This window comes from Rubellimicrobium thermophilum DSM 16684 (genome assembly GCF_000442315.1).
Classification (GTDB): Bacteria; Pseudomonadota; Alphaproteobacteria; order Rhodobacterales; family Rhodobacteraceae; genus Rubellimicrobium; species Rubellimicrobium thermophilum.
Map to the genome: position 1 here is coordinate 42,383 of NZ_KE557321.1, position 20,289 is coordinate 62,671.

The window sequence follows — 20,289 nt, forward strand, 5'->3', positions numbered from 1 at the left end:
CTGCGCCGCCCGCGGCGCCCTCTGCCCCGCCGGCCTCCGCATCCGGCCCGGCTGCGCCGCCCGCGCCAGAACGGCAGCGCGCAGAGGAGGCCCGCCGCCGCATCGCCCGTCTGCGGGGCGAGACGGCCCCCCTTCCGGGGGAGGCGGTCATGGCCCCTGCCGCCGCCCCTGCCGCCGCCCCATCCGCCGCGCGCCGGGACCGCCTCCCCGATATCGAGGAGATCAACTCCTCTCTGCGCGTCTCTGCCCCGGCCGCGCGGCCCGACAGGGCGGCGGCTCCGGACCGGCGCGGCTTCCGTCTGGGCCTGGGGGGGGGCCTGCTGATCGCCGCGCTGCTGGCGCTGCCCTATGTCTATGCCCCCCGCATCGCCTCGGCCCTGCCCTGGACGGTGCCGGTCCTGCGGCCCTATGTGGCCGCGGTGGATGCAGCGCGGAGCTGGCTCGACGAGCGGATGCGGGATCTTCTGGAGGCGCTGGGGACGGCGCCCGAGGGGGGCGCCGCCAGCGGATCCGCCGCCGGATCCGCCACCCCCACGCTCTCTGCCGCACCCGAGGCCCCGCCGCAGGTCCAGGTCGAACCGCCCGCCATCCCCCTGCCCGCCGCCGAATGACGCGCCGCCCGCCTGCCGCCCGCGCGGCCCCTCCGGCCCGGGCCGGCGGTCACCGGCCCTGCTGTCAGAAGCGTTCGAGCAGGCGGCGCAGATAGTCGAGCTCGTGTTTCGGGCGCTCCTGTTCGGCGGCGCGGCGGCGGATCTCGGCCAGAAGTTCCTCGGCGCGGCGATAGACATCCTCGGTGGGGCCGAGCGTCTGATCGCTGCCCAGATCTCCCCCCTCGCCGAGCTGCCGGCCCAGGGGGTCGCGCCGGCCGGGAACGGGGCGGCCCTGTCCGTCCTCGCCCCCTTCGGCCGTCTGCTGCTCCGGCGGCGGCAGGCGGCCGTTCTCGGCCAGCGCCCGGCCGAGATGGCGCAGGCCCTCGCGCAGGGCGTCGATCGCCTCGGCCTGCCGGTCGATGGCGCGGGAGAGGTCCCCCTCTCGCAGGGCCTGTTCGGCCTGCTCCATCGCCCCTTCGGCCCGTTCGAGCGCGCCGCGCGCCGCATCGGCGGCCTCTCCGGTCAGACCCGGCAGCTCGCCCCGCTGGCGCTCGATCTCCCGGCGCAGGGCCTCCTGCCGGTCGGCGAGGCTGCCTTCGGCCTCTCCCCGATCGCCGGCCTCGCGCCCGCTGCCCTCCGGCCGGGTCTCCCCGCCCGGCTGCCCCTCGGCCGGCGGCCGGGCTTCGCCGCCCGACCCGCCGCCGCCCGGCCGGAACTGCTCCTGCAGGTCGCGGAATGCCTCGTCGGACAGAGCCTGCTGGTCGCGCAGGCTGTCCTGGAGCTGCTGCATCGAGCGCTCGCCGGGCAGGGGCGGCCCGTTGCCCTGCCCTTCGCCCTGCGTGACGCGCAGATTCTCCATCAGGCGGTTGAGCTGCTCCATCAGCTCGGCCGCCTCGGCCATGCGGCCCTGTTCCATCAGCTCCTGGATGCGATCCATGAGGGCCTGGATCTCGTCCTGCGTGATCGGCAGGGATTCGCCCTGCGCCGATTGCGGCTGATCGGCGCCGGCCTCGCCAGGCTCGGCGTTCTGGGCCAGCATCCGGAGATATTGATCGGTCGCCTCGCGCAGCTCCTGCATCAGCTCGGCGATCTCCTCGGGGCTGGCCCCGTTGCGCATCGCCTCGGCCAGCCGCTCCTGCGCCCGTTCGAGCCGCTCGCGCGCGTCGCGCAGCGTGCCCTCCTCGAGCTGGATCGCCAGATCCCACAGCGCCGCGGCGATCTCCTCCTGACGCTCGGGGCTGAGGGCCTCGGCCTCGGCGGCGAGGCGGCGGATGGTGTAGCTCAGGCGCAGATAGAGCGCGCGGTCGGGGAACAGCTCCTCGGGCCGGTGGGCGATGGCGCGCAGGATCCCGAGCACGCGCGGGGCATTGGCCCGCGACCACAGCAGGTCCCGCCGCTGTTCGATGAGGGCACGCGCGACCGGCTGGAAGAAGCGCCGTCCCGGCAGGATGATGGCCTCGGGGGGCGAGGATCCGTCCTGCCCGGCGGCATCGGTGACCGTCAGCGTGATCGTGACCGGCAGATTGGCGAAGGGATGCTGCGAGAGATCCTCGACCAGCACATCCTCGAAATCCGACCTGTCGCCCCCGAAGGGCATCGGCAGATCGATCCGCAGCGGCTCGCGCGGGTCCGGTTCGACGGCCAGGCCATGGACCCGCTCCACCGCGGCGAGGTCGAGCGTCATGATCGCCCGGCCCGCCATCACGCCGTAATCGTCGCGGGCGGCAAAGGGCTGGCTCATCCGGCCCTGTCCGTCGGCTTCGACGGGGCCGGTCATCTCCACGGGTGGGGGGGGGCATCGGGAATCACCCGCAGCTGCCATTCGGCGCCGCCGGGGCCGCGGATGGCCAGCGTGCCGTCCTGCACCACGGCAAAGCTCTGCTGGGGCGCGGTGGCGGGCTCCACCTCGCCGGTGCGGGCCGAGACCGTCTCGTCGAGGGCGAGCGCGCCGACCTCGCCATAGAGGCGGATGGTGATGCGGCTGCCCTCGGGCAGCTCGACCGGACCCGGCGGCAGATCGGCGAGGTAGAGCGACGGCCGGCCCGTATAGGCGGGGGGCTGGATCCAGCCTTCCCAGACCGGTCCCTGGGCCAGGGCCCCGCCCCCGGCTGTCCCGCTGCCCGGCAGGCCCTCCAGCGCCCGCCAGCCCTGTCCGAACAGAAGCCCTGCGGCCAGCAGGATCAGGGCCATGTAGCGCAGGCCGTAGGGATCGCGGGCGGCCAGGCGCAGATCGGGGGCCGGGGCCCTGGCGGCCTGCGCCCGTTCGGCCATCCGCGCCCGATGCGCCGTCCAGACCGCGCGCGAGGCCGGATCGTCGCGGCCCACGGCCTGATCATCGGCCAGGGCGGCCAGGGGGCGGCCGGGCATCGTCGCATCGAGCCGGGCCAGCGCCTCGTCCCGCCCCGGCCAGCGGAAGCACCGGATCCCCCAGGCCAGTGCGGCGCCGGCGGCCAGCGCGGCGCCCACCGACAGGCCCCAGACGGCCTCGAGCGGCAGCGTCGCCTGCCAGCCGGTCGTCAGCGCGGCCAGCGTTCCCGCCACCGCCACCCAGAGCGGCCAGAAGGCACGGACGGCGCGCTCTGCCGCCATCCCCGCCCGGGTGAGCCGCAGCGCCCGGCGTGCCGCGGGCGGCAGGGCCGGCTCTTCGGGGGAAGGGGTGCCGGGCAGCGGCGGGGGCGTCACAGCCATGGCGGGATGCTATCGCGGGCGATCAGCTCGTCAAAGCTGGGTCTGGCGCGGATGACGGCGAATTGATCCCGCTGCACCAGCACCTCGGGCACCAGAGGGCGGCTGTTGTATTCCGAGGCCATCACCGCCCCATAGGCCCCGGCCGAGCGGAAGGCGACCAGATCGCCCTCCGCCAGCGGCGGCAGGAGGCGCGCGCGGGCGAAGATGTCGCCGGTCTCGCAGACCGGGCCGACCACGTCAAAGGGCTGCAGGGGGGCGTCGGGCGCCGGCTCGGCCACCGGGACGATGTCGTGATGGGCCTCATAGAGGGCGGGGCGGACGAGATCGTTCATGCCCGCATCGAGGATCAGGAAACGCCGCCCCTCGCCGTCCTTGACATAGATGACCCGGGCGACGAGCAGCCCCGCATTGCCGGCCACGAGGCGCCCCGGCTCGATCACCACCTCGCAGCCGAGCCCGCCGACCGTGCGGCGGACCATCTCGCCGTATTCGGCCGGCAGCGGCGGCACCTGGTTGGAGCGCGTGTAGGGAATGCCGAGCCCCCCGCCCAGATCGAGCACCCGGATGTCATGTCCGTCCGCCCGCAGCAGGGCGGTCAGGTCGGCGATCTTGCGATAGGCGGCCTCGAAGGGCGCCAGCTCGGTGAGCTGCGAGCCGATATGGACATCCACCCCCACGACCCGCAGCCCCGGCAGCGCGGCGGCCGTCCGATAGGCCTCCCGCGCGCGGGAGAGGGGGATGCCGAACTTGGTCTCGCCGCCGCCGGTGGCGATCTTGGCATGGGTCCGGGCGTCCACATCGGGGTTGATGCGGATCGCGACCGGGGCCTCCCGGCCGAGCGAGACGGCCACCTCCGACAGGGCCCGCATCTCCGGCTCGCTCTCGATGTTGAACTGCCGGATGCCGCCCGAGAGGGCCGTGCGCATCTCGGTCCGCGTCTTGCCCACGCCCGAGAAGACGATCCTCTCGCCGGGGATGCCGGCGGCGCGGGCGCGACGGTATTCCCCTTCGGAGACGACATCGGCGCCGGCCCCTTCCTCGCCCAGAAGGCGCAGGACCGCGACATTGCCCAGCGCCTTGGCGGCGAAGCAGACCAGATGCGGCCCCCAGGCCAGCGCCTCGGCAAAGAGGCGCAGATGGCGCCGCAGCGTGGCCGAGGAATAGAGATAGAAGGGGGTTCCCACCGTCTCGGCGATCTCCCCGACCGGCACATCCTCGGCCCAGAGCCGGCCTGCCCTGTAGAGGAAATGATCCATCTGCCTGTCGCTCCCTGCCTTGTGCGCGGTGTTCTAGCAGAGGGCGGGCGGTCCGCCAGCCGGGTCCGCCGCGCCGCCCGCCGCGCGCAGCCTGACGCTCATCCGAGGGCTGCCCGCCAGCGGGCGATCTGTTCGCGCACCCGTTCGGGGGCGGTTCCGCCATAGGACCGGCGCGAGGCGACCGACTGCGCGACGCCCAGCACATCGAAGACCGCTTCGGTGATGCCGGGATGGATCTGCTGCATCTCCTCCAGGGGGAGATCGGCCAGATCGCGGCCTGCGGCCTCGGCCCGCGCCACGAGAGCCCCCGTCACATGATGCGCCTCGCGAAAGGGCAGGTTCAGGGCGCGCACCAGCCAGTCGGCCAGATCGGTCGCCGTGGCGAAGCCGGCCCCTGCCGCCGCCGCGAGCCGTTCGGGATCCGCGCGAAGATCCGCCATCATGCCGGTCATCGCCGCCAGCGACAGCGACAGCGCATCGGCGGCGTCGAAGACGCGTTCCTTGTCCTCCTGCATGTCCTTGGAATAGGCCAGCGGCAGGCCCTTCATCACCGTCAGCAGCCCGACCGAGGCGCCCAGCACGCGGCCCGTCTTGGCGCGCACCAGCTCGGCCGCATCGGGGTTGCGCTTCTGCGGCATGATGCTGCTGCCCGTGGTCCAGCGGTCCGACAGGCGGACGAAGCGGAACTGCGCCGTGGACCAGATCACCAGCTCTTCGGCCAGGCGCGACAGATGCACGGCGCAGATCGAGGCCGCGGCGAGATATTCGAGCGCGAAATCGCGGTCCGAGACGGCATCGATGGAATTGGCCATCGGCCGGTCGAAGCCGAGCGCCGCGGCGGTCATGTCGCGGTCGATGGGGAAGGATGTCCCGGCCAGGGCCGCCGCCCCCAGGGGGCATTCGTTCATCCGCCTGCGCGCATCGGCAAAGCGGCCGCGGTCGCGGGCGAACATCTCCACATAGGCCATCATGTGATGGCCCCAGGTGACGGGCTGGGCCGATTGCAGATGGGTGAAACCGGGCATGACCCAGTCCGCCCCCGCCTCGGCCTGGGCCAGGAGGGCGCGCATCAGCGCTTCGATCGCGGCGATGGCCTCGTCGCAGGCCTCGCGCACCCAGAGGCGGAAATCGGTCGCCACCTGATCGTTGCGGCTGCGCGCCGTGTGCAGGCGCTTGGCCGGCTCGCCGATCAGCTCGGCCAGGCGGGCCTCCACATTCATGTGGATGTCCTCGAGCGCGCTGTCGAAGCGGAAGGTTCCCGTCTCGATCTCCGACAGGATCGTGAGGAGGCCTTCCCGGATCGCCTCGGCATCCCTATCGGTAAGGATGCCCGTGGCGGCCAGCATCGCCGCATGGGCGCGCGAGCCGGCGATATCCTGGCGCGCAAGGCGGCGGTCGAAGGCGATGGAGGCGTTGATCGCCTCCATCAGGGCGTCCGGGGCCTCGCTGAAGCGCCCGCCCCACATGGCGTTGGATGTCGCGCTCGCGCCGTCGGTCTGTGCGGTCATGCGCCCTCGGAGGATGGAAGATGAACAGGCTTGTCGTGGCAGCCCTCTACACCGGAGCGGCGCTCGCCGCCAGCGCGGCGGGGGCCGAGGATGGGGGGAATCTCCTGCCCCTGCTTCAGGGGGAGATGCGGAAGATGGTGATCCATCCCGAACCCCAGCCCGTGTCCGCGACGGCCTTCCAGACGGAAAGCGGCGAGGCGATGACGCTGGCCGATCTCGCCGGTTCGGTGGTCGTGGTCAATTTCTGGGCCACCTGGTGCGCCCCCTGCCGGGCCGAGATGCCCACGCTGGCCGCCCTGCAGGAGGCGCTTGGCCCCGAAGGGGTGCGCATCGCCACCATCGCCACGGGCCGCAACGATCCCGCCGCGATGGCGCGATTCCTCGAGGAGGTGGGGGCAGAGGCCCTGCCGCTCTGGCGCGATCCGTCCCAGGCCCTCGCCCGCGACATGGGGGTTCTGGGCCTGCCGGTGACGGTGATCCTGAACCGCGACGGGCAGGAGATCGGGCGCCTTCTGGGCGATGCCGACTGGTCCTCGCCCGAGGCCGTCGCCCTGATCCGCGCCGTGGCCGCGGGGGATGGCATCTCCGGGGGCTGAGGCCGCCGCGCCCGCGCCCGGCGGGCCGGCAGGGGCGATCCTCCGGCCTCAGACCGGCAGGGCGGTGGTCTGGCGCACCGTGCGCAGGGCAAAGCTCGACTGGATGCCGGTGACGCCCGGAATGGTGGCGAGGGAGCGGCGATGGATGCGGGCGAAATCCTCCACATCCTCGGCCACGACCTTGAGGAGATAATCCGCCGTCCCCGCCATCAGATGGCATTCGAGAACCTCCGGCACGCGGGCGACGGCCTTCTCGAAGGCGTCGAGCACCTCATCGGCCTGTCCCGAAAGGGTGATCTCCACGAAGACGACCGTCGTCCGGCCCAGTTTCCGGGGATCGAGCAGCGCGACATAGCCCTTGATATACCCCTCCTCCTCGAGCCGCTGGACGCGGCGATGGCAGGCCGAGGGCGACAGGCCGACCCGCTCGCTCAGCTCCTGATTGGACAGCCGCCCCTGCTTCTGGAGCGTCTCGAGAATGCGGCGGTCGATGGCATCGAGGCGCATGGTGCAAGGCCCTTTCTCCATAAGCAGAATCCATGCAAGAATTTCCTGATTTCCGCACTGCGGCAAGGGGCTTTTTGCAGGGACTGTGCGCCGCGATGGGGGCAGAGTGCGCGTCATCCGCAGGACCGCAAGGGGAGAAGGGGACCATGCGCATCGGTTGCCCGAAGGAAATCAAGCCGCAGGAATTCCGCGTGGGGCTCGTGCCGGCCGCCGTGCGCGAGGCGGTGGCCCATGGCCATGAGGTGATCGTGGAGCGCGGCGCCGGGCTCGGCGCGGGCTATGACGATGCCGCCTATGAGGCGGCGGGGGCCCGGCTCGGCAGCGTGGAGGAGGTCTGGGAGACCGCCGATCTGATCGTCAAGGTCAAGGAGCCGCAGGCGCCCGAACGGGCACGGCTGCGCAAGGGACAGGTGCTGTTCACCTATCTCCATCTCGCCCCGGACCCGGAACAGACGCGCGATCTGATGGCCTCGGGCGCGACCTGCATCGCCTACGAGACGGTGACGGATGCGCGCGGCGGCCTGCCGCTGCTGGCCCCGATGTCCGAGGTGGCCGGACGACTGGCCCCCCAGATGGGCGCCTGGGCGCTGCAGAAGGCCAATGGCGGGCGCGGGGTCCTCATGGGCGGCATCCCCGGCGTGCGGCCCGCCCGCGTCGTGGTGATCGGCGGGGGGGTGGTCGGCGCGGCCGCCGCCCGGGTCGCGGTCGGCATGGGGGCCGAGGTGACCGTGCTCGACCGTTCGCTGCCGCGGCTGGCCTGGCTCGACGACATCTTCATGGGGCGCCTCTCGACGCGCTATTCCACGCGCGAGGCGATCCTCGAGCTGCTGCCCGAGGCCGACATGGTCATCGGCGCCGTGCTGATCCCCGGCGCCGCGGCGCCCAAGCTGGTGACGCGGGCCGATCTGGCCCGGATGCAGCCGGGGGCGGTTCTGGTGGATGTGGCGATCGACCAGGGCGGATGCTTCGAAACCTCGCGCCCGACGACCCATCAGGACCCGATCTACGAGGTGGACGGCATCGTCCATTACTGCGTCGCCAACATGCCGGGGGCGGTGGCGCGCAGCGCGACGCAGGGGCTGGGCCATGCGACGCTGCCCTTCCTCCTCGCCCTCGCGGACAAGGGCTGGCGGCAGGCCTGTGCCGAGGATCCCCATCTGCGCGCCGGCCTCAATGTCCATGCCGGGGCGGTGACGCATCCCGCCGTGGCCGAGGCGCTGGGCCTGCCGCTGACCCCGGCCGAAGCCGCGATCGCCGGCTGAGGCGCCGGCCGACGGGCCAAGGGGCCTCCTGCCGGCAGGAGGCCCCGATCAGTCCGGATCAGGCATGCGCCGCTGTGCCGGGGCGGCGCCAGGTCTCGGGCAGGACGGCCAGCAGGACCGCCGCAGCGCCCACCACGACATAGATCAGCCGTTCGATCAGCGGCACCGCGCCAAAGATCGCGTTGACAAGGTTGAAGCCGAACAGGCCCACCAGACCCCAGTTCAGCCCGCCCACGATCAGAAGGATCAGGGCGATCCAGCGCAGGACAGACATCATCTCCTCCTTCGCTCGGGCCGCGCCCGCCGGGGTGGGAGCGATCCGCCCGGCCGGGAAGCGGCGGATTGTTGCCGAAAACATGTCGTGATCGGCGGATTTCCGCGCAAGGGGAGAGGGCCGGTTCGGCCCTGCGGATCACTCGTTCGTGATTTGCAGCCCCGCTCAGCCGGCAGGGGTCATGGGATGACCGCCCGTGCCCCGCGCCGCGAGAAGGTCGCGGATCTGGGTCAGCAGCTCCTCCTGCGTGGGGCCGGCCGGGGCCCCGGGCACGGCCTGCTCCTTGCGCATCGTCGCATCCTTGATGCGGTTGACCGCCTTGACCAGCAGGAACACGACGAAGGCGATGATGAGGAAGTTGATGACAGCGGTGACGAAGGCGCCATAGGCAAAGACCGCCGCGCCCGAATCCCGGGCCGTCTGAAGCCCGGCTCCCTCCGGGACCGTCCCCGACATCACCCAGTAGAGATTGGAAAAATCCACTCCGCCGATGATCAGCCCGATGACCGGGTTGATGATGTCGGCCACAAGGCTGTTGACGATGGCGGTGAAGGCGGCGCCGATGATGATCCCCACGGCGAGATCCATCACATTGCCCTTGGCAATGAAGTCGCGGAATTCCCTGATCATGTGCCTGCTCCGGTGACATTGGGCCACAGCGCCATCCTTGCCGCGCGGACCGATCCGGGGCCAGCGGAATGATCGCGGCCCCTTCGCCCGGCCGCAGGGCCGGGCGCCCAGACGCAGGGGGGCGGGGCAGGGGAACGGATCGCCGGCCTGCGGCCGGGACCGGCTTCCCCCCTCTCCCTGTGTCCCGTGCTCAGCTCCGCAGGCGGGCCCCCGTCGCGCGCGAGACCTTCTCGATCACGGCCTCGGCGACGCGGGCGATCTCGGCCTCGGTCAGGGTGCCGTCCTTCGGTTCGAGCCGCACGGTGAGGGCGACGCTCTTGGACCCCGCGGGCAGGGTGCCGCCGCGGAAGACATCGAAGATGCGCACGCCGGCGATGAGGGCCTTGTCCGCGCCTTCGGCCGCCCGCAGCAGGGCCTGCGCCTCCACGCCCTCGTCCACGACAAAGGCGAAGTCGCGCTCGACAGGCTGGAACTCCGACATCTCGAGCCGCGGGCGCGTCCGGCCCGCGCTGCGCGGGGCCGGCAGCGCCGCCGGCCAGAGCGTGAAGGCCACGGCCGGCCCCTTCACATCCAGCGCCTGCAGGATGCGCGGATGGATCTCGCCGAACTCGGCCAGGACGACCTTGGGGCCCAGCGTCATCACGCCATGCCGGCCGGGATGCCACCAGGGGCTGCCCTCGCGCCGCAGCATGAGCCGCGAAGGCGCCCCCAGCGCGGCCAGAACGGCTTCGAGATCGCCCTTGGCGTCGAAGACATCCCAGGGGCGGGCGGCCCCGTGCACGCCCTTCTGCGCGGCCCGGCCGACGAGAAGCCCCGCCACCTCCGTCCGCTGCTCGCCGGGTTCGGCGCCGTGGAAGGTTTCCGAGGCCTCGAACAGCGCGAGATCCATGAATCCCCGCGCCTGATTGCGCGCCGCTGCCCGCAGCAGCCCCGGCAGGAGCGAGGGGCGCAGATGCGACAGATCCGCGGCGATGGGGTTGTCGATCCGCCCCCGGTCCCCGCCGCCGCCGAACAGCGCCGCCGCGGTCTCGTCGATGAAGGCATAGGTCACGCATTCGTCATAGCCGATCGAGGCCATGGCGCGGCGTGCGGCCGACAGGCGGCGCTGATCGCGCGTCAGGACGGGCCGCGGGATCGCCGGCCCGCGACGGGGCAGCGGCACGCCCTCGAGCCGCGAGAGCGAGGCCACGCGCGCCACCTCCTCCACAAGATCGGCCTCGCCCAGGATGTCGGGCCGCCAGGAGGGGACATGCGCCATCTCCCCCTCGATCCGGAAGCCCAGCGCCTCGAGGATGCGGCGCTGCTCGGCCTCGGGCAGATCCATCCCGACCAGGGTCCTCAGCCGCGCGGGATCGAAACGGTAGGCCCGGGCGGTGTCCGGTTCGGCCCCGGCCACGGACATCGCCGTGGCCTGTCCGCCCCCGTATTCGAGGATCAGCGCCACGGCACGGTCCAGCCCCTCGCGCGTCAGGGCCGGGTCCACGCCGCGTTCGAAGCGGTAGCGGGCATCCGAGAGGATGCGCAGCTCGCGCCCTGTCCGGGCGATGCGGACCGGATCCCAGAGTGCCGATTCGACCAGGACATCGACCGTCCCTTCGGTCACCCCACTGTCGAGCCCGCCCATGATCCCCGCAAGGCTCTGCGGGCCGGTCTCGTCGGCGATGACCATGTGGCGGGGCGAGAGGACGTAGTCCTTCCCGTCGAGGGCGCGCAGCCTCTCCCCCTCGCGCGCGGGGCGCACGGTCAGGCCGCCCGTCAGGCGGGCGGCATCGAAGACATGCAGCGGCCGGGCCAGATCATGGGTGAGATAGTTGGTGACATCCACCAGCAGCGAGATGGGCCGCAGCCCGATGGCACGCAGCCGCGCCTGCATCCAGGCCGGCGAGGGGCCGTTGCGCACGCCGCGGATCAGGCGGGCGGCGAAGAGGGGGCAGCCGCCCTCGAGCGCGGGATCGAGGGTGACGGGGACGGGCTGTTCGCCCTCTTGCGGGATCGTCACGGGGGGGCAGGGGCTTCAGCCGCCCCAGGCCGCGCGCGGCCAGATCCCGCGCGATGCCGCGCACGCCCAGGGCATCGGGGCGGTTGGGGGTGACCTTGATCTCGATGACGGGGTCCACGGCGGCCGGGCGATGGGCGCGCAGCCAGTCGACAAAGCGTTCGCCCACCTCGCCATGGGGCAGCTCGATGATGCCCTCATGCTCGTCCGACAGGCCCATCTCGCGCTCCGAGGCCATCATGCCGAAGCTCTCGACGCCGCGGATCCGCCCGACGCCGATGGTCGTGCCCAGACCCGGGATGTGGCTGCCCGGCTTGGCCAGGACGACGGTGATGCCGGCCCGGGCATTGGGGGCGCCGCAGACGATCTGCTTCTCGCCCTCGTCGGTCAGCACGCGGCAGACGCGGAGACGGTCGGCATCGGGATGCTTCTCGGCATGGAGCACCTTCGCCAGCGTGAAGGGCGCCAGCGCCGCGGCCGGGTCCGAGAGGGACTCGACCTCGAGCCCCAGATCGGTCAGCGCCTCGGCGATCTCCGCGGCGGTGGCCTCGGTCTCGAGATGGTCCTTGAGCCAGGAAAGGGTGAACTTCATGCGCAGACGGCCTTCACGAGGGATGGGCGTGTTGGGGCGGGGGGGCGGACGCGGACAAGGACATGGCCCTCACAGCCCCGCCGCCAGGGACGGCACCTCCAGCGCGCCAAAGCCGTAATGGCGCAGCCAGCGCAGATCGCTTTCGAAGAAGGCGCGCAGATCCGGGATGCCGTATTTCAGCATCGCCAGACGGTCGATGCCCATGCCGAAGGCAAAGCCCTGCCATTGTGCGGGATCCAGCCCCGCCGCCGTCAGCACCCGCGGATGGACCATGCCGGACCCGAGGATCTCCATCCAGCCATCGCCCTCGCCGACCTTCAGCACACCGTCCTTCCAGGAACAGCGCATGTCCACCTCGGCCGACGGCTCGGTGAAGGGGAAATGGCTGGCGCGAAAGCGCAGGTCGATGGCCTCCACCTCGAAGAAGGCCTTGAGGAATTCCTCCAGCGTCCATTTGAGCTGGGCCATGGTCACGTCGCGGTCGATGGCCAGCCCCTCGACCTGATGGAACATCGGGCTGTGGGTCTGGTCGTAATCGGCCCGGAACACGCGGCCCGGCGCGATCACCCGCAGGGGGGCGCCGCGCTCCTGCATGGCGCGGATCTGCACCGGCGAGGTATGGGTGCGCAGCACATGCGGCGGGCGGGCGTCGCCGGCGGCCCGCGCCATGTAGAAGGTGTCGTGCTCCTGACGGGCGGGATGGTCGGGCGCGATGTTGAGGGCATCGAAATTGTGCCAGTCGTCCTCGACCTGCGGCCCTTCGGCCACGGCAAAGCCCATCTCGGCGAAGATGAGGACGATCTCCTCGGTCACCTGGCTGACGGGATGGATCGTCCCGGCACGCCGCGGCCGGGCCGGCAGCGAGACATCGATCCACTCCTCGCGCAGCCGCGCCTCGAGAGCGGCATCCCGGAACGCGGCCCGGCGCGCGGCGATCGCCGCAGCCAGCTCGTCGCGCAGGGCATTGAGGACCGGCGCCACGCGCAGCCGCTCCTCCGGGGCCATGCCGCCCAGCTCGCGCATGCGCAGCGTGATCTCCCCCTTCTTGCCCAGAGCCGCGATGCGGACCTCCTCAAGCGCCGCCTCGTCCGCCGCCTCAGCGACCCGCCCGAGCCACCGCTCCCGAAGATCGTCCATCGTCGCATTCTCCCGCAAAGGCGCTTCCGGTTAGCGCCGCCCCGGCGGGCATGCAAGCCGCCGATGGCCCGGCGTTTCGCGGCCGGAAACGCAAGGCGCGATTGTCCCGGAAGATTGTTCAACCTCAGGTTGAAGACGGCGCCCTGATGCCCTAGATCTTCTGTCGGATGCTGCGGTCCCCGGGGCAGAAGGCCCCGGCCCGCGCTGCAGAGGCGGAGCATGCTGATCCTCCATCTGATCGCCGGTGCCGGGGCGGCCCTGCTGGCCGGGGGGGTGGCCGTCCTTCTCGGGGCAGGGGGCGGCGTGGCGGCCCTGGCCTATGCGCTGGGGGGCGCGGCCGGGATCTTCGGCAGCGCGGCGCTGTGCTGCCTGTTCGGCCTGCGCAGCGAAGACGGGGTGAAGACGGGTCAGAGGAAGACCACATCCTCCTGCCTGCCGCCGCCCCGCAGGGCCGGATCCTGCCCCAGGGCCTGTCCCCGGGCACGACACGGCGGCGGCGCCTGCCCGCGCTGCGCCATGCCGATCCGCGCCTCGCCCCCGACTGGCAGCAGCCGCGGGACAATGTCTCCGGCTGGCCCGATGCCGTGCCGGCGGATCTGCGCCTGCGTCTTCAGGCCGTGCTGGACCGGACAGGGCCGGCGCCCGTCACGCCCGAGGCGATCTGGGACGCGCTGCGCGGCTGGCTTCTCGAACACGGAACGGACGCCCCCGCCGCATTGTCGGCAGACCGCCATCCCGGCGGCGCCGACCGCCTCCGCGACCGCCTCCGCGACCGGCCGCGCTGCCCGGGACAGCCGTCCGACACCGGCACGGGCCCGGCATGACAAGGGCGCGGCCCCGCGGCGCCGCGCCCGGTGAGGGTTCTGCGATCCCCGGCCGCGCGGTCAGCGAAGCGCGTCGCGCGCCTTGCCGGCGATGGCGTTGAAGGCCTCGGGCTCGTGCACGGCCAGATCGGCCAGCACCTTGCGGTCCACCTCGATGCCGGCCCGGGCCAGGCCGTTGATGAAGCGCGAATAGGTGAGCGAGGGGTCGAAGGCGCGCGCGGCCGCGTTGATGCGCTGGATCCACAGCGCGCGGAAATCGCGCTTGCGGGCGCGGCGGTCGCGGGTCGCATACTGGTTGGCCTTGTCCACCGCCTGCCGGGCCACCTTGAAGGTGCGCGAGCGGCGGTCGAAATAGCCCTTCGCCTGCTCGAGGACCTTCTTGTGGCGGCGATGGGTGACGGGGCCGGTCTTGGTGCGGGACATCGGGGACCTCCTCTCAGCGGTCGTAGGGCATGTAGATCCGGACGATCCGGGCGTCCTGATCGGACAGGATCGTCGTCCCCCGCGCCTGGCGGATGAACTTGTTCGTCCGCTTGATCATCCCGTGCCGCTTGCCGGCCTGTCCCGCCCGGACAAGGCCCGTGGCCGTCATGCGAAAGCGCTTCTTGGCGCCGGACTTGGTCTTCATCTTGGGCATGCTTCGCTCCTGCGGCGTTGCGCGCGGGCAAGGCGATGCCACCGGGGCCAGCCCGCGCCGGTGAAGGAAGGCGCCGGATAACCTGCTCCGCCGCCCCTGACAAGACCCCCGCCGCGCACCCCCGCCGCCCCTGACAAGACCCCCGCCGCGCCCTCCCCGCCGCGCACCCCCCGCCGCGCCGCCGGATCCCGGGGCAGGCCGCAGCGTGGCCATGGCAGCACGGTCAGAGCAGCCGGCCGATCACATGCAGGATGATGTCCGGGATGTCCCGCAGGGCATAATGGCCGGGCCTCTGCCAGACCGCCAGCATCACCAGGCCCCCGCCAGCAGCCCGAGCAGCATCGCCCCCCCGCGGCCGCCGCCCGTCGGCCATGGCCGAGACCAGGGCAGGAAAGCCCAGCACCAGCAGCAGGATCCCCGCCACGAAGACCAGATCGGTATCCATGCCTCCGCTGCCTCTCCTCCGGGCGGCCGGGACCGCCTGTCAGGCAGGCTATTCCGGTTCGCCCTCGAAGATCAAACGTTCCTCGCAGGGGGCGACACGCAGGATGTTGGTGCTGCCCGGCGTGTTGAAGGGCACGCCGGCGACGACGATGATGCGGTCCTTCGGCGTGGCATAGTCCTGCGCCACCGCCTCGCGGATGGCGGCGACCACCGCCATCTTGAAGCGGTCCACCGGCTCGGCCACCACCGGATCGACGCCCCAGCTCAGGCAGAGCCGCCGCGCCGTGCTCTCGCGCGAGGTCAGGGCAAGGATCGGCACCCGCGTCCTCTCGCGCGCGGTCAGCAGGGCCGTCGTCCCCGATTCGGAGAAGCAGGCGATGGCCTTCACATGCGTCGTCTCGGCGATCTCGCGCGCGGCGGCCACGATGCCGTCGGCCACGGTGCGCCGCTCGGCACTGCGCGAGGATTCGATGATCTGGACATAGGTCGGATCGCTCTCGACCTCGCGCGCCACGGCATCCATCGTCGCCACGGCCTCCTTGGGGTAGCGGCCGGCGGCCGATTCGGCCGACAGCATCACCGCATCCGCCCCCTCGTAGATCGCGGTCGCCACATCCGAGACCTCGGCCCGGGTGGGCACCGGGCTCTCGATCATGCTCTCGAGCATCTGGGTGGCGACGATCACCGGCTTGGCGGCGGCGCGGCACTTGCGCACCAGGCGCTTCTGGATCGGCGGCACATTCTGCACCGGCAGTTCCACGCCCAGATCGCCGCGCGCCACCATGATCCCGTCCGAGACCGCGAGGATCTCGTCGAAGGCCTTCACGGCCGCCGGCTTCTCGATCTTGGCGAGGACCGCCGCCCGCCCGCGGACCAGCCGCCGGGCCTCCTCGATGTCGGCCGGGCGCTGGACAAAGGACAGCGCCACCCAGTCCACCCCCAGATCGCAGACGAATTCCAGGTCGCGCCGGTCCTTCTCGGACAGGGCGGCCAGCGGCAGCACGACATCGGGGACGTTCACCCCCTTGCGGTTCGAGACCACGCCGCCCACCGTCACCGTGCAGTCGGCGAAATCGGCCCCGCAGGAGAGGACCTTGAGCCGCACCTTGCCGTCATTGATGAGCAGCGAGGCCCCGGGTTCCAGCGCATCGAAGATCTCGCGATGCGGAAGCTGCACGCGGTTGCGGTCCCCCGGCGCGGGATCGAGATCGAGCCGGAAGGCCTGTCCGGCCTCGAGCAGCACCTCTCCCCCCTCGCCGAACTCGCCCACGCGCAGCTTCGGTCCCTGCAGGTCGGCCAGGATGCCGATGGGATTGCGCACCTCCGCCTCGACCTCGCGGATGGCGCGGTGGCGGGCCGCCACATCCTCATGCGATCCGTGGCTCATGTTCAGGCGGAACACATCGGCGCCGGCCATGAACAGCGCATGGATCATCTCGCGGGTGGAGGAGGCCGGGCCGAGGGTGGCCACGATCTTGATCTTGCGATGACGTCGCATGGGTTGCTCCGGGGCTGCCGGGCCCCCGTTAGCGCTCCCGGGCCCGCGGCGCGCTTATGACGCGGTTTCCTTCTGCGGGCAACTGTCCTAGAGCCCTTCGCGCCCCAGACCGGACCGGAAGACCCCCCATGACCTCTCCGCAGCATGCCGCCCGCATCGGACGATCCCCGGCCCCGGACGTCACCGCCGAAGCCTTCGAGATCGTCCGGCCGGAGGCCCCCGGCCCTGGCTCGTGACCTGCGATCACGCCTCGAATGCCGTGCCGGCCTGGGTCGCGGGGGGCGATCTCGGCCTGCCGCCCGAGGAGATGGGCCGCCACATCGCCTGGGATATCGGCGCGGCGGGTCTGGCGCGCGCGCTGGCGCGCCGTCTGGACAGCCCGGCCATCCTGTCGCGCTTCTCGCGCCTCGTCATCGATCCCAACCGGGGCGAGGAGGATCCGACCCTCGTCATGCGCCTCTATGACGGCACCGTGATTCCCGCCAATCGCCATCTCGACGCCGCCGCCCTCGGCGAACGGCTCGATCGCCTCTACCGCCCCTATCATGCCGCCCTGGCCTGCCTCGCCGCCGGGCGCGAGGCGATCTGCGCCGTCCACAGCTTCACCCCCCGCCTGCGCGGCCGCCCGCCGCGGCCCTGGCATGTCGCCGTCCTCCATTCCCATCGGGACGGGCGCCTCGCGCGGCCGCTGCTGCGCCGCCTCGCCGCCGAAACGGACCTCGTCATCGGCGACAACCAGCCCTATTCCGGCCATCTGCCCGGCGATTCGATCGACCGTCACGCCCTGCGACCGGGGCGGCTCAATGTCCTGATCGAGCTGCGCCAGGACCTGATCGCCGATCCCGCCGGACAGGAGGAATGGGCCGCCCGCCTCGCCCCCCCATCTGGCCGCCGCCCTTGAGGAGGCGCGCGGGGCGTCCCAGTTCAGGACAGGCACCTGACAGGGAGAGATCCGCCGATGGACGACCGCACCCGCACAGAGATCGAGGCCGCCGCCTTCCGCGCCCTGCGCGCCCATCTGATCGAGGCCCGCCCCGATGTGCAGAACATCGACCTGATGACCCTCGCCGGCTTCTGCCGCAACTGCCTGAGCCGCTGGATGCAGGAGGCCGCCGCCGAACGCGGCATCGCCCTCTCGAAGGAGGAGGCGCGGGAGATGTTCTACGGCATGCCCTATGCCGAATGGACCGCCCGGTATCAGCGCGAGGCCACGCCCGAACAGAAGGCCGCCTTCGCACGCGCCCTGCACGAGAGCGGGGGCCACGGGACCGGCGGCGAAGGAGACGGCGCCGGGGGACAGCCGCCGCGCTGAAGGCCCCGCCTCCGATTCGCATCCCGGAGCCCGCCCGGACCCGACCGGCCCCGCCTCTGCAACAATTCCGCCCCTCCTGGCCCGTGCTGACCGCCCATCGGGACAATCCTGCCGGAAATTTGACACAATCCTGCACCCCTGTCCCTGTAGAGGGGCGCAACCTTTCCTCCCCCCCCCCTCCCCGAGGTGCATGATGACGATCGACCTGTTCCTGCGTTCCATTCCTGTCCTGGCCCCGATCGGCCGGCGATCGCACGGCGCCGCCAGCGGCAGGAGGAGGCCGCCATCGCCGCGGCCCTCGCCCGGCAGGAGGGGATGTTCGACGGTCTGCTGGCCGAACTCCGGGCCGCCGATCCCCGCGAGGAGCCCTGCACGGCCGGGACCGCCCCGGCCGATGACCGCATCGCCCTCCGCCGCGCAGCCTGACCCCGGCAGGGCCCCCTGCACAGGGCGGCGGGCCCTCAGATCGCCCGCGCCCGCGCCCGCTCCACATACAGCTCGCGCAGACGCCGCGCGATGGGACCGGGGACCCCCGCGCCCACGGGCTGGCCGTCGATGCGCACCACCGGCAGGACAAAGGTCGTGGCCGAGGTGACAAAGGCCTCCTCCGCGGCCAGAGCCTCCGCAGGGGTGAAGGGACGCTCCTCCACCACCATCTGCGCCTCGGCCGCACAGGCCAGAACCGCCTCGCGCGTGATGCCGGCCAGGATCTCCTCGCCCAGATGGCGGGTGACGATGCGCCCGCCCGTCACGATCCAGGCATTGTTCGAGGTGCCCTCGGTCACATGGCCGTCCTCGACCCATCCAGGCATCGTCGGCCCCCCGGCCCTTCGCGATCATCTTGCCCCAGGACGGATAGAGAAGCTGCACCGTCTTGATGTCGCGGCGCGCCCAGCGCAGGTCCGGGATCGTCACCACGCTGATCCCGTCGCGGGCCGCCGCGCCGCCCGCCGCCAGCCCCGGCTTGTCCTGCGTGAACAGCACCAGCGTCGGCGCCACCTCGGCGCCGGGCCAGACGAAATCGCGGTCCGGGGGGGCGCCGCGGGTGACCTGGCAATAGACCATCCCTTCGGTCACCCCGTTGCGCGCCACCGCCTCGCGATGCAGCGCCAGCAGCTGCGCATCGTCCCCCGGAGAAGGCATCGCCAGCGCCTCCAGGGACCGGCGCAGCCGCGCCATGTGCCCCGCGAAATCCACAAGCCGCCCGTCGAGCACGCTCGTGACCTCATAGACGCCATCGGCCATCAGGAAGCCGCGGTCGAAGACCGACACCTTCGCCTCCGCCTCCGGCAGCCAGTCCCCGTTGACATGGACGATACGGCCCATCTCTCTCCCCTTCCTTCAGCCCCACAGCGCCTGCTCTGGCGGATGGATCGTCGAGCCCTCGATGCGCAGGCCGTCGGGTCGGTCCTGCGCGAGCCATAGCGGCCCGTCAAGGTCCACCCAGTCCCGCCCCCTGCGCCAGCAGCAGCGCCGGCGCCATGGCCAGCGAGCTGCCCAGCATGCAGCCGACCATCACCCGGAATCCGCCGGCGCGCGCCGCCTCGCGCAGGGCCAGGGCCTCGGTCAGCCCCCCCGCCTTGTCGAGCTTGATGTTCACCGCATCGTAAAGCCCCGCCAGACGCGGCAGATCGGCCCGCGTATGCACCGATTCGTCGGCGCAGACCGGCACCGGCCGCGGCAGGCCGCGCAGGGCCTCGTCCTGCCCCGCAGGCAGGGGCTGTTCGACCAGCTCCACCCCCAGCGCCGCCAGCTCCGGGGCCAGCGCGAGCCAGTCCTCGACGCGCCAGCCCTCGTTGGCATCGACGATCAGCCGCGCCGCCGGCGCCCCCCGCCGCACCGCGCGCAGACGGGGCAGGTCGTCCGGCGTGCCGAGCTTGACCTTGAGCAGCGGCCGCCAGCCCTCGTCGCGGGCGCGCGCCTCCATCGCCTCGGGCGCCTCGAGCGAGAGCGTCACGCAGCTCGTGACGGGGCGCGGGGCGGGCAGCCCGGCCAGCTCCCAGACCCGCTGCCCGGTCTGCCGGCTTTCCCAGTCCCAAAGCGCGCAATCGGCGGCATTGCGTGCCGCCCCCGGCGGCAGGAGATCCGCCAGCGCCTCGTGCGTGATGTCCTCGGGCAGGGCCGCGATGGCGGCGGCAACCGCCTCGGCCGTCTCGCCATGGCGGGAATAGGGCACGCCTTCGCCCCGCCCGGTAAAGCCGCCGCGCCGCAGCGTGGCGACGACGACCCGGGCATGGGTCCGCGCGCCGCGGCTGATGACGAAGGGCCGCGCCAGCGGCAGATCCTCGATCCTCGCGACAAGGCCCATCCCGATCCTCCCCTCCGGCCCCGCCCCCTCTAGGGCATCGGCCGGGCCGGGGCCAGCCATCCCCGTGACGTCCGGCCCGGCTTCGCGCTAGGATCACAGGGATGGACCGCTTCGCCGACCCTTTCGCCGCGCGCGCGGCGCTCGACTGGCTGATCGAGCTCGGCGCCGACGAGGCGATCGGGGATGTCCCCGTGGACCGGTTCGCGCTGCCTGCCGCGCCGCCGGCCCCG

18 protein-coding genes and 4 pseudogenes are annotated in these 20,289 nt (G+C 72.3%); 7 read left to right on the plus strand and 15 right to left on the minus strand.

All coding sequences use genetic code 11. The features are described from left to right. Nucleotides 1–611 (plus strand): annotated as a pseudogene (locus RUTHE_RS16655) (hypothetical protein); the annotation flags it as partial. Nucleotides 612–675: 64 nt separating this feature from the next. Here the strand turns inward: RUTHE_RS16655 and RUTHE_RS08000 are convergent. The 4 genes from RUTHE_RS08000 to argH all read right to left on the minus strand — a co-directional run bounded on the left by RUTHE_RS08000 (nucleotide 676) and on the right by argH (nucleotide 6,042). Then, the gene (locus RUTHE_RS08000) at nucleotides 676–2,367 is read right to left on the minus strand and encodes a DUF4175 domain-containing protein (protein WP_021097859.1); all 1,692 of its coding nucleotides are present in this window, start codon (nucleotides 2,365–2,367) and stop codon (nucleotides 676–678) included. Further along, nucleotides 2,364–3,278 carry a DUF4175 family protein gene (locus tag RUTHE_RS18270; RefSeq protein WP_021097860.1) on the minus strand — a complete coding sequence of 305 codons (915 nt, stop codon included), beginning with the start codon at nucleotides 3,276–3,278 and terminating at the stop codon, nucleotides 2,364–2,366. Before RUTHE_RS18270 ends, RUTHE_RS08000 begins: the two co-directional genes overlap by 4 nt. After that, a complete protein-coding gene (gene lysA, locus RUTHE_RS08005; protein ID WP_021097861.1) occupies nucleotides 3,269–4,534 on the minus strand; it encodes a diaminopimelate decarboxylase in 1,266 nt (421 codons plus the stop codon). The genes RUTHE_RS18270 and lysA overlap by 10 nt, the downstream gene beginning before the upstream one ends. 98 nt (nucleotides 4,535–4,632) lie before the next feature. Continuing rightward, complete coding sequence (gene argH / locus RUTHE_RS08010) at nucleotides 4,633–6,042, minus strand: argininosuccinate lyase (protein ID WP_021097862.1); 1,410 nt, start codon at nucleotides 6,040–6,042, stop codon at nucleotides 4,633–4,635. A 20-nt stretch (nucleotides 6,043–6,062) separates the two neighbouring features. On the opposite strand from argH, the gene RUTHE_RS08015 reads away from it, so the two are divergent. Next, the gene (locus RUTHE_RS08015; protein ID WP_021097863.1) at nucleotides 6,063–6,638 is read left to right on the plus strand and encodes a TlpA disulfide reductase family protein; all 576 of its coding nucleotides are present in this window, start codon (nucleotides 6,063–6,065) and stop codon (nucleotides 6,636–6,638) included. Between the two features lie 48 nt (nucleotides 6,639–6,686). Here the strand turns inward: RUTHE_RS08015 and RUTHE_RS08020 are convergent, their stop codons facing one another. Continuing rightward, a complete protein-coding gene (locus RUTHE_RS08020; RefSeq protein WP_021097864.1) occupies nucleotides 6,687–7,145 on the minus strand; it encodes an Lrp/AsnC family transcriptional regulator in 459 nt (152 codons plus the stop codon). Between the two features lie 146 nt (nucleotides 7,146–7,291). Between RUTHE_RS08020 and ald the strand changes: the two genes are divergently transcribed. Further along, nucleotides 7,292–8,407, plus strand: coding sequence for an alanine dehydrogenase (ald, locus tag RUTHE_RS08025; RefSeq protein WP_021097865.1), 1,116 nt, complete (start codon nucleotides 7,292–7,294; stop codon nucleotides 8,405–8,407). 58 nt (nucleotides 8,408–8,465) lie between these two features. Here the strand turns inward: ald and RUTHE_RS08030 are convergent, their stop codons facing one another. From RUTHE_RS08030 to pheS, 4 genes and pseudogenes are all read right to left on the minus strand, one after another. Continuing rightward, entirely contained in the window at nucleotides 8,466–8,684 is a 219-nt protein-coding gene (locus RUTHE_RS08030; RefSeq protein WP_084465044.1) for a DUF378 domain-containing protein, read from the minus strand. 162 nt (nucleotides 8,685–8,846) lie between these two features. Further along, nucleotides 8,847–9,311, minus strand: coding sequence for a large conductance mechanosensitive channel protein MscL (gene mscL / locus RUTHE_RS08035; protein WP_021097867.1), 465 nt, complete (start codon nucleotides 9,309–9,311; stop codon nucleotides 8,847–8,849). A 190-nt stretch (nucleotides 9,312–9,501) separates the two neighbouring features. Next, nucleotides 9,502–11,899: pseudogene (gene pheT, locus RUTHE_RS08040) on the minus strand (phenylalanine--tRNA ligase subunit beta). 69 nt (nucleotides 11,900–11,968) lie between these two features. Next, nucleotides 11,969–13,036, minus strand: a complete 1,068-nt coding sequence (gene pheS / locus RUTHE_RS08045) for a phenylalanine--tRNA ligase subunit alpha (protein ID WP_021097870.1) — start codon at nucleotides 13,034–13,036, stop codon at nucleotides 11,969–11,971. A 362-nt stretch (nucleotides 13,037–13,398) separates the two neighbouring features. Between pheS and RUTHE_RS08050 the strand changes: the two genes are divergently transcribed. Then, complete coding sequence (locus RUTHE_RS08050) at nucleotides 13,399–13,860, plus strand: hypothetical protein (RefSeq protein ID WP_021097871.1); 462 nt, start codon at nucleotides 13,399–13,401, stop codon at nucleotides 13,858–13,860. 60 nt (nucleotides 13,861–13,920) lie between these two features. Here the strand turns inward: RUTHE_RS08050 and rplT are convergent, their stop codons facing one another. The 4 genes from rplT to pyk all read right to left on the minus strand — a co-directional run bounded on the left by rplT (nucleotide 13,921) and on the right by pyk (nucleotide 16,439). Continuing rightward, nucleotides 13,921–14,283 carry a 50S ribosomal protein L20 gene (rplT, locus tag RUTHE_RS08055; protein ID WP_021097872.1) on the minus strand — a complete coding sequence of 121 codons (363 nt, stop codon included), beginning with the start codon at nucleotides 14,281–14,283 and terminating at the stop codon, nucleotides 13,921–13,923. 13 nt (nucleotides 14,284–14,296) lie between these two features. Beyond that, nucleotides 14,297–14,497 (minus strand): 50S ribosomal protein L35, encoded by a 201-nt coding sequence (gene rpmI, locus RUTHE_RS08060; RefSeq protein ID WP_021097873.1) that lies wholly within the window; start codon nucleotides 14,495–14,497, stop codon nucleotides 14,297–14,299. 223 nt (nucleotides 14,498–14,720) lie between these two features. Next, nucleotides 14,721–14,942: a hypothetical protein gene (locus tag RUTHE_RS08065; RefSeq protein ID WP_021097874.1), complete on the minus strand. Its 222-nt coding sequence runs from the start codon at nucleotides 14,940–14,942 to the stop codon at nucleotides 14,721–14,723. A 48-nt stretch (nucleotides 14,943–14,990) separates the two neighbouring features. Next, entirely contained in the window at nucleotides 14,991–16,439 is a 1,449-nt protein-coding gene (pyk, locus tag RUTHE_RS08070; RefSeq protein ID WP_021097875.1) for a pyruvate kinase, read from the minus strand. 232 nt (nucleotides 16,440–16,671) lie between these two features. Between pyk and RUTHE_RS08075 the strand changes: the two genes are divergently transcribed. The 3 genes from RUTHE_RS08075 (at nucleotide 16,672) to RUTHE_RS17000 (ending at nucleotide 18,177) form a co-directional block, all read left to right on the plus strand. Continuing rightward, a complete protein-coding gene (locus RUTHE_RS08075) occupies nucleotides 16,672–17,340 on the plus strand; it encodes an N-formylglutamate amidohydrolase (RefSeq protein ID WP_021097877.1) in 669 nt (222 codons plus the stop codon). A gap of 57 nt (nucleotides 17,341–17,397) precedes the next feature. Next, nucleotides 17,398–17,751, plus strand: coding sequence for a DUF1244 domain-containing protein (locus tag RUTHE_RS08080; RefSeq protein ID WP_021097878.1), 354 nt, complete (start codon nucleotides 17,398–17,400; stop codon nucleotides 17,749–17,751). A 186-nt stretch (nucleotides 17,752–17,937) separates the two neighbouring features. Next, nucleotides 17,938–18,177: a hypothetical protein gene (locus RUTHE_RS17000; RefSeq protein ID WP_040645516.1), complete on the plus strand. Its 240-nt coding sequence runs from the start codon at nucleotides 17,938–17,940 to the stop codon at nucleotides 18,175–18,177. A gap of 35 nt (nucleotides 18,178–18,212) precedes the next feature. On the opposite strand, the pseudogene RUTHE_RS08090 reads toward RUTHE_RS17000, so the two are convergent. Both RUTHE_RS08090 and dgcA read right to left on the minus strand, forming a co-directional pair. Next, nucleotides 18,213–19,077 (minus strand): annotated as a pseudogene (locus RUTHE_RS08090) (D-amino-acid transaminase). A gap of 15 nt (nucleotides 19,078–19,092) precedes the next feature. After that, nucleotides 19,093–20,059 (minus strand): annotated as a pseudogene (dgcA, locus tag RUTHE_RS08095) (N-acetyl-D-Glu racemase DgcA). Nucleotides 20,060–20,289 lie beyond the last annotated feature (230 nt).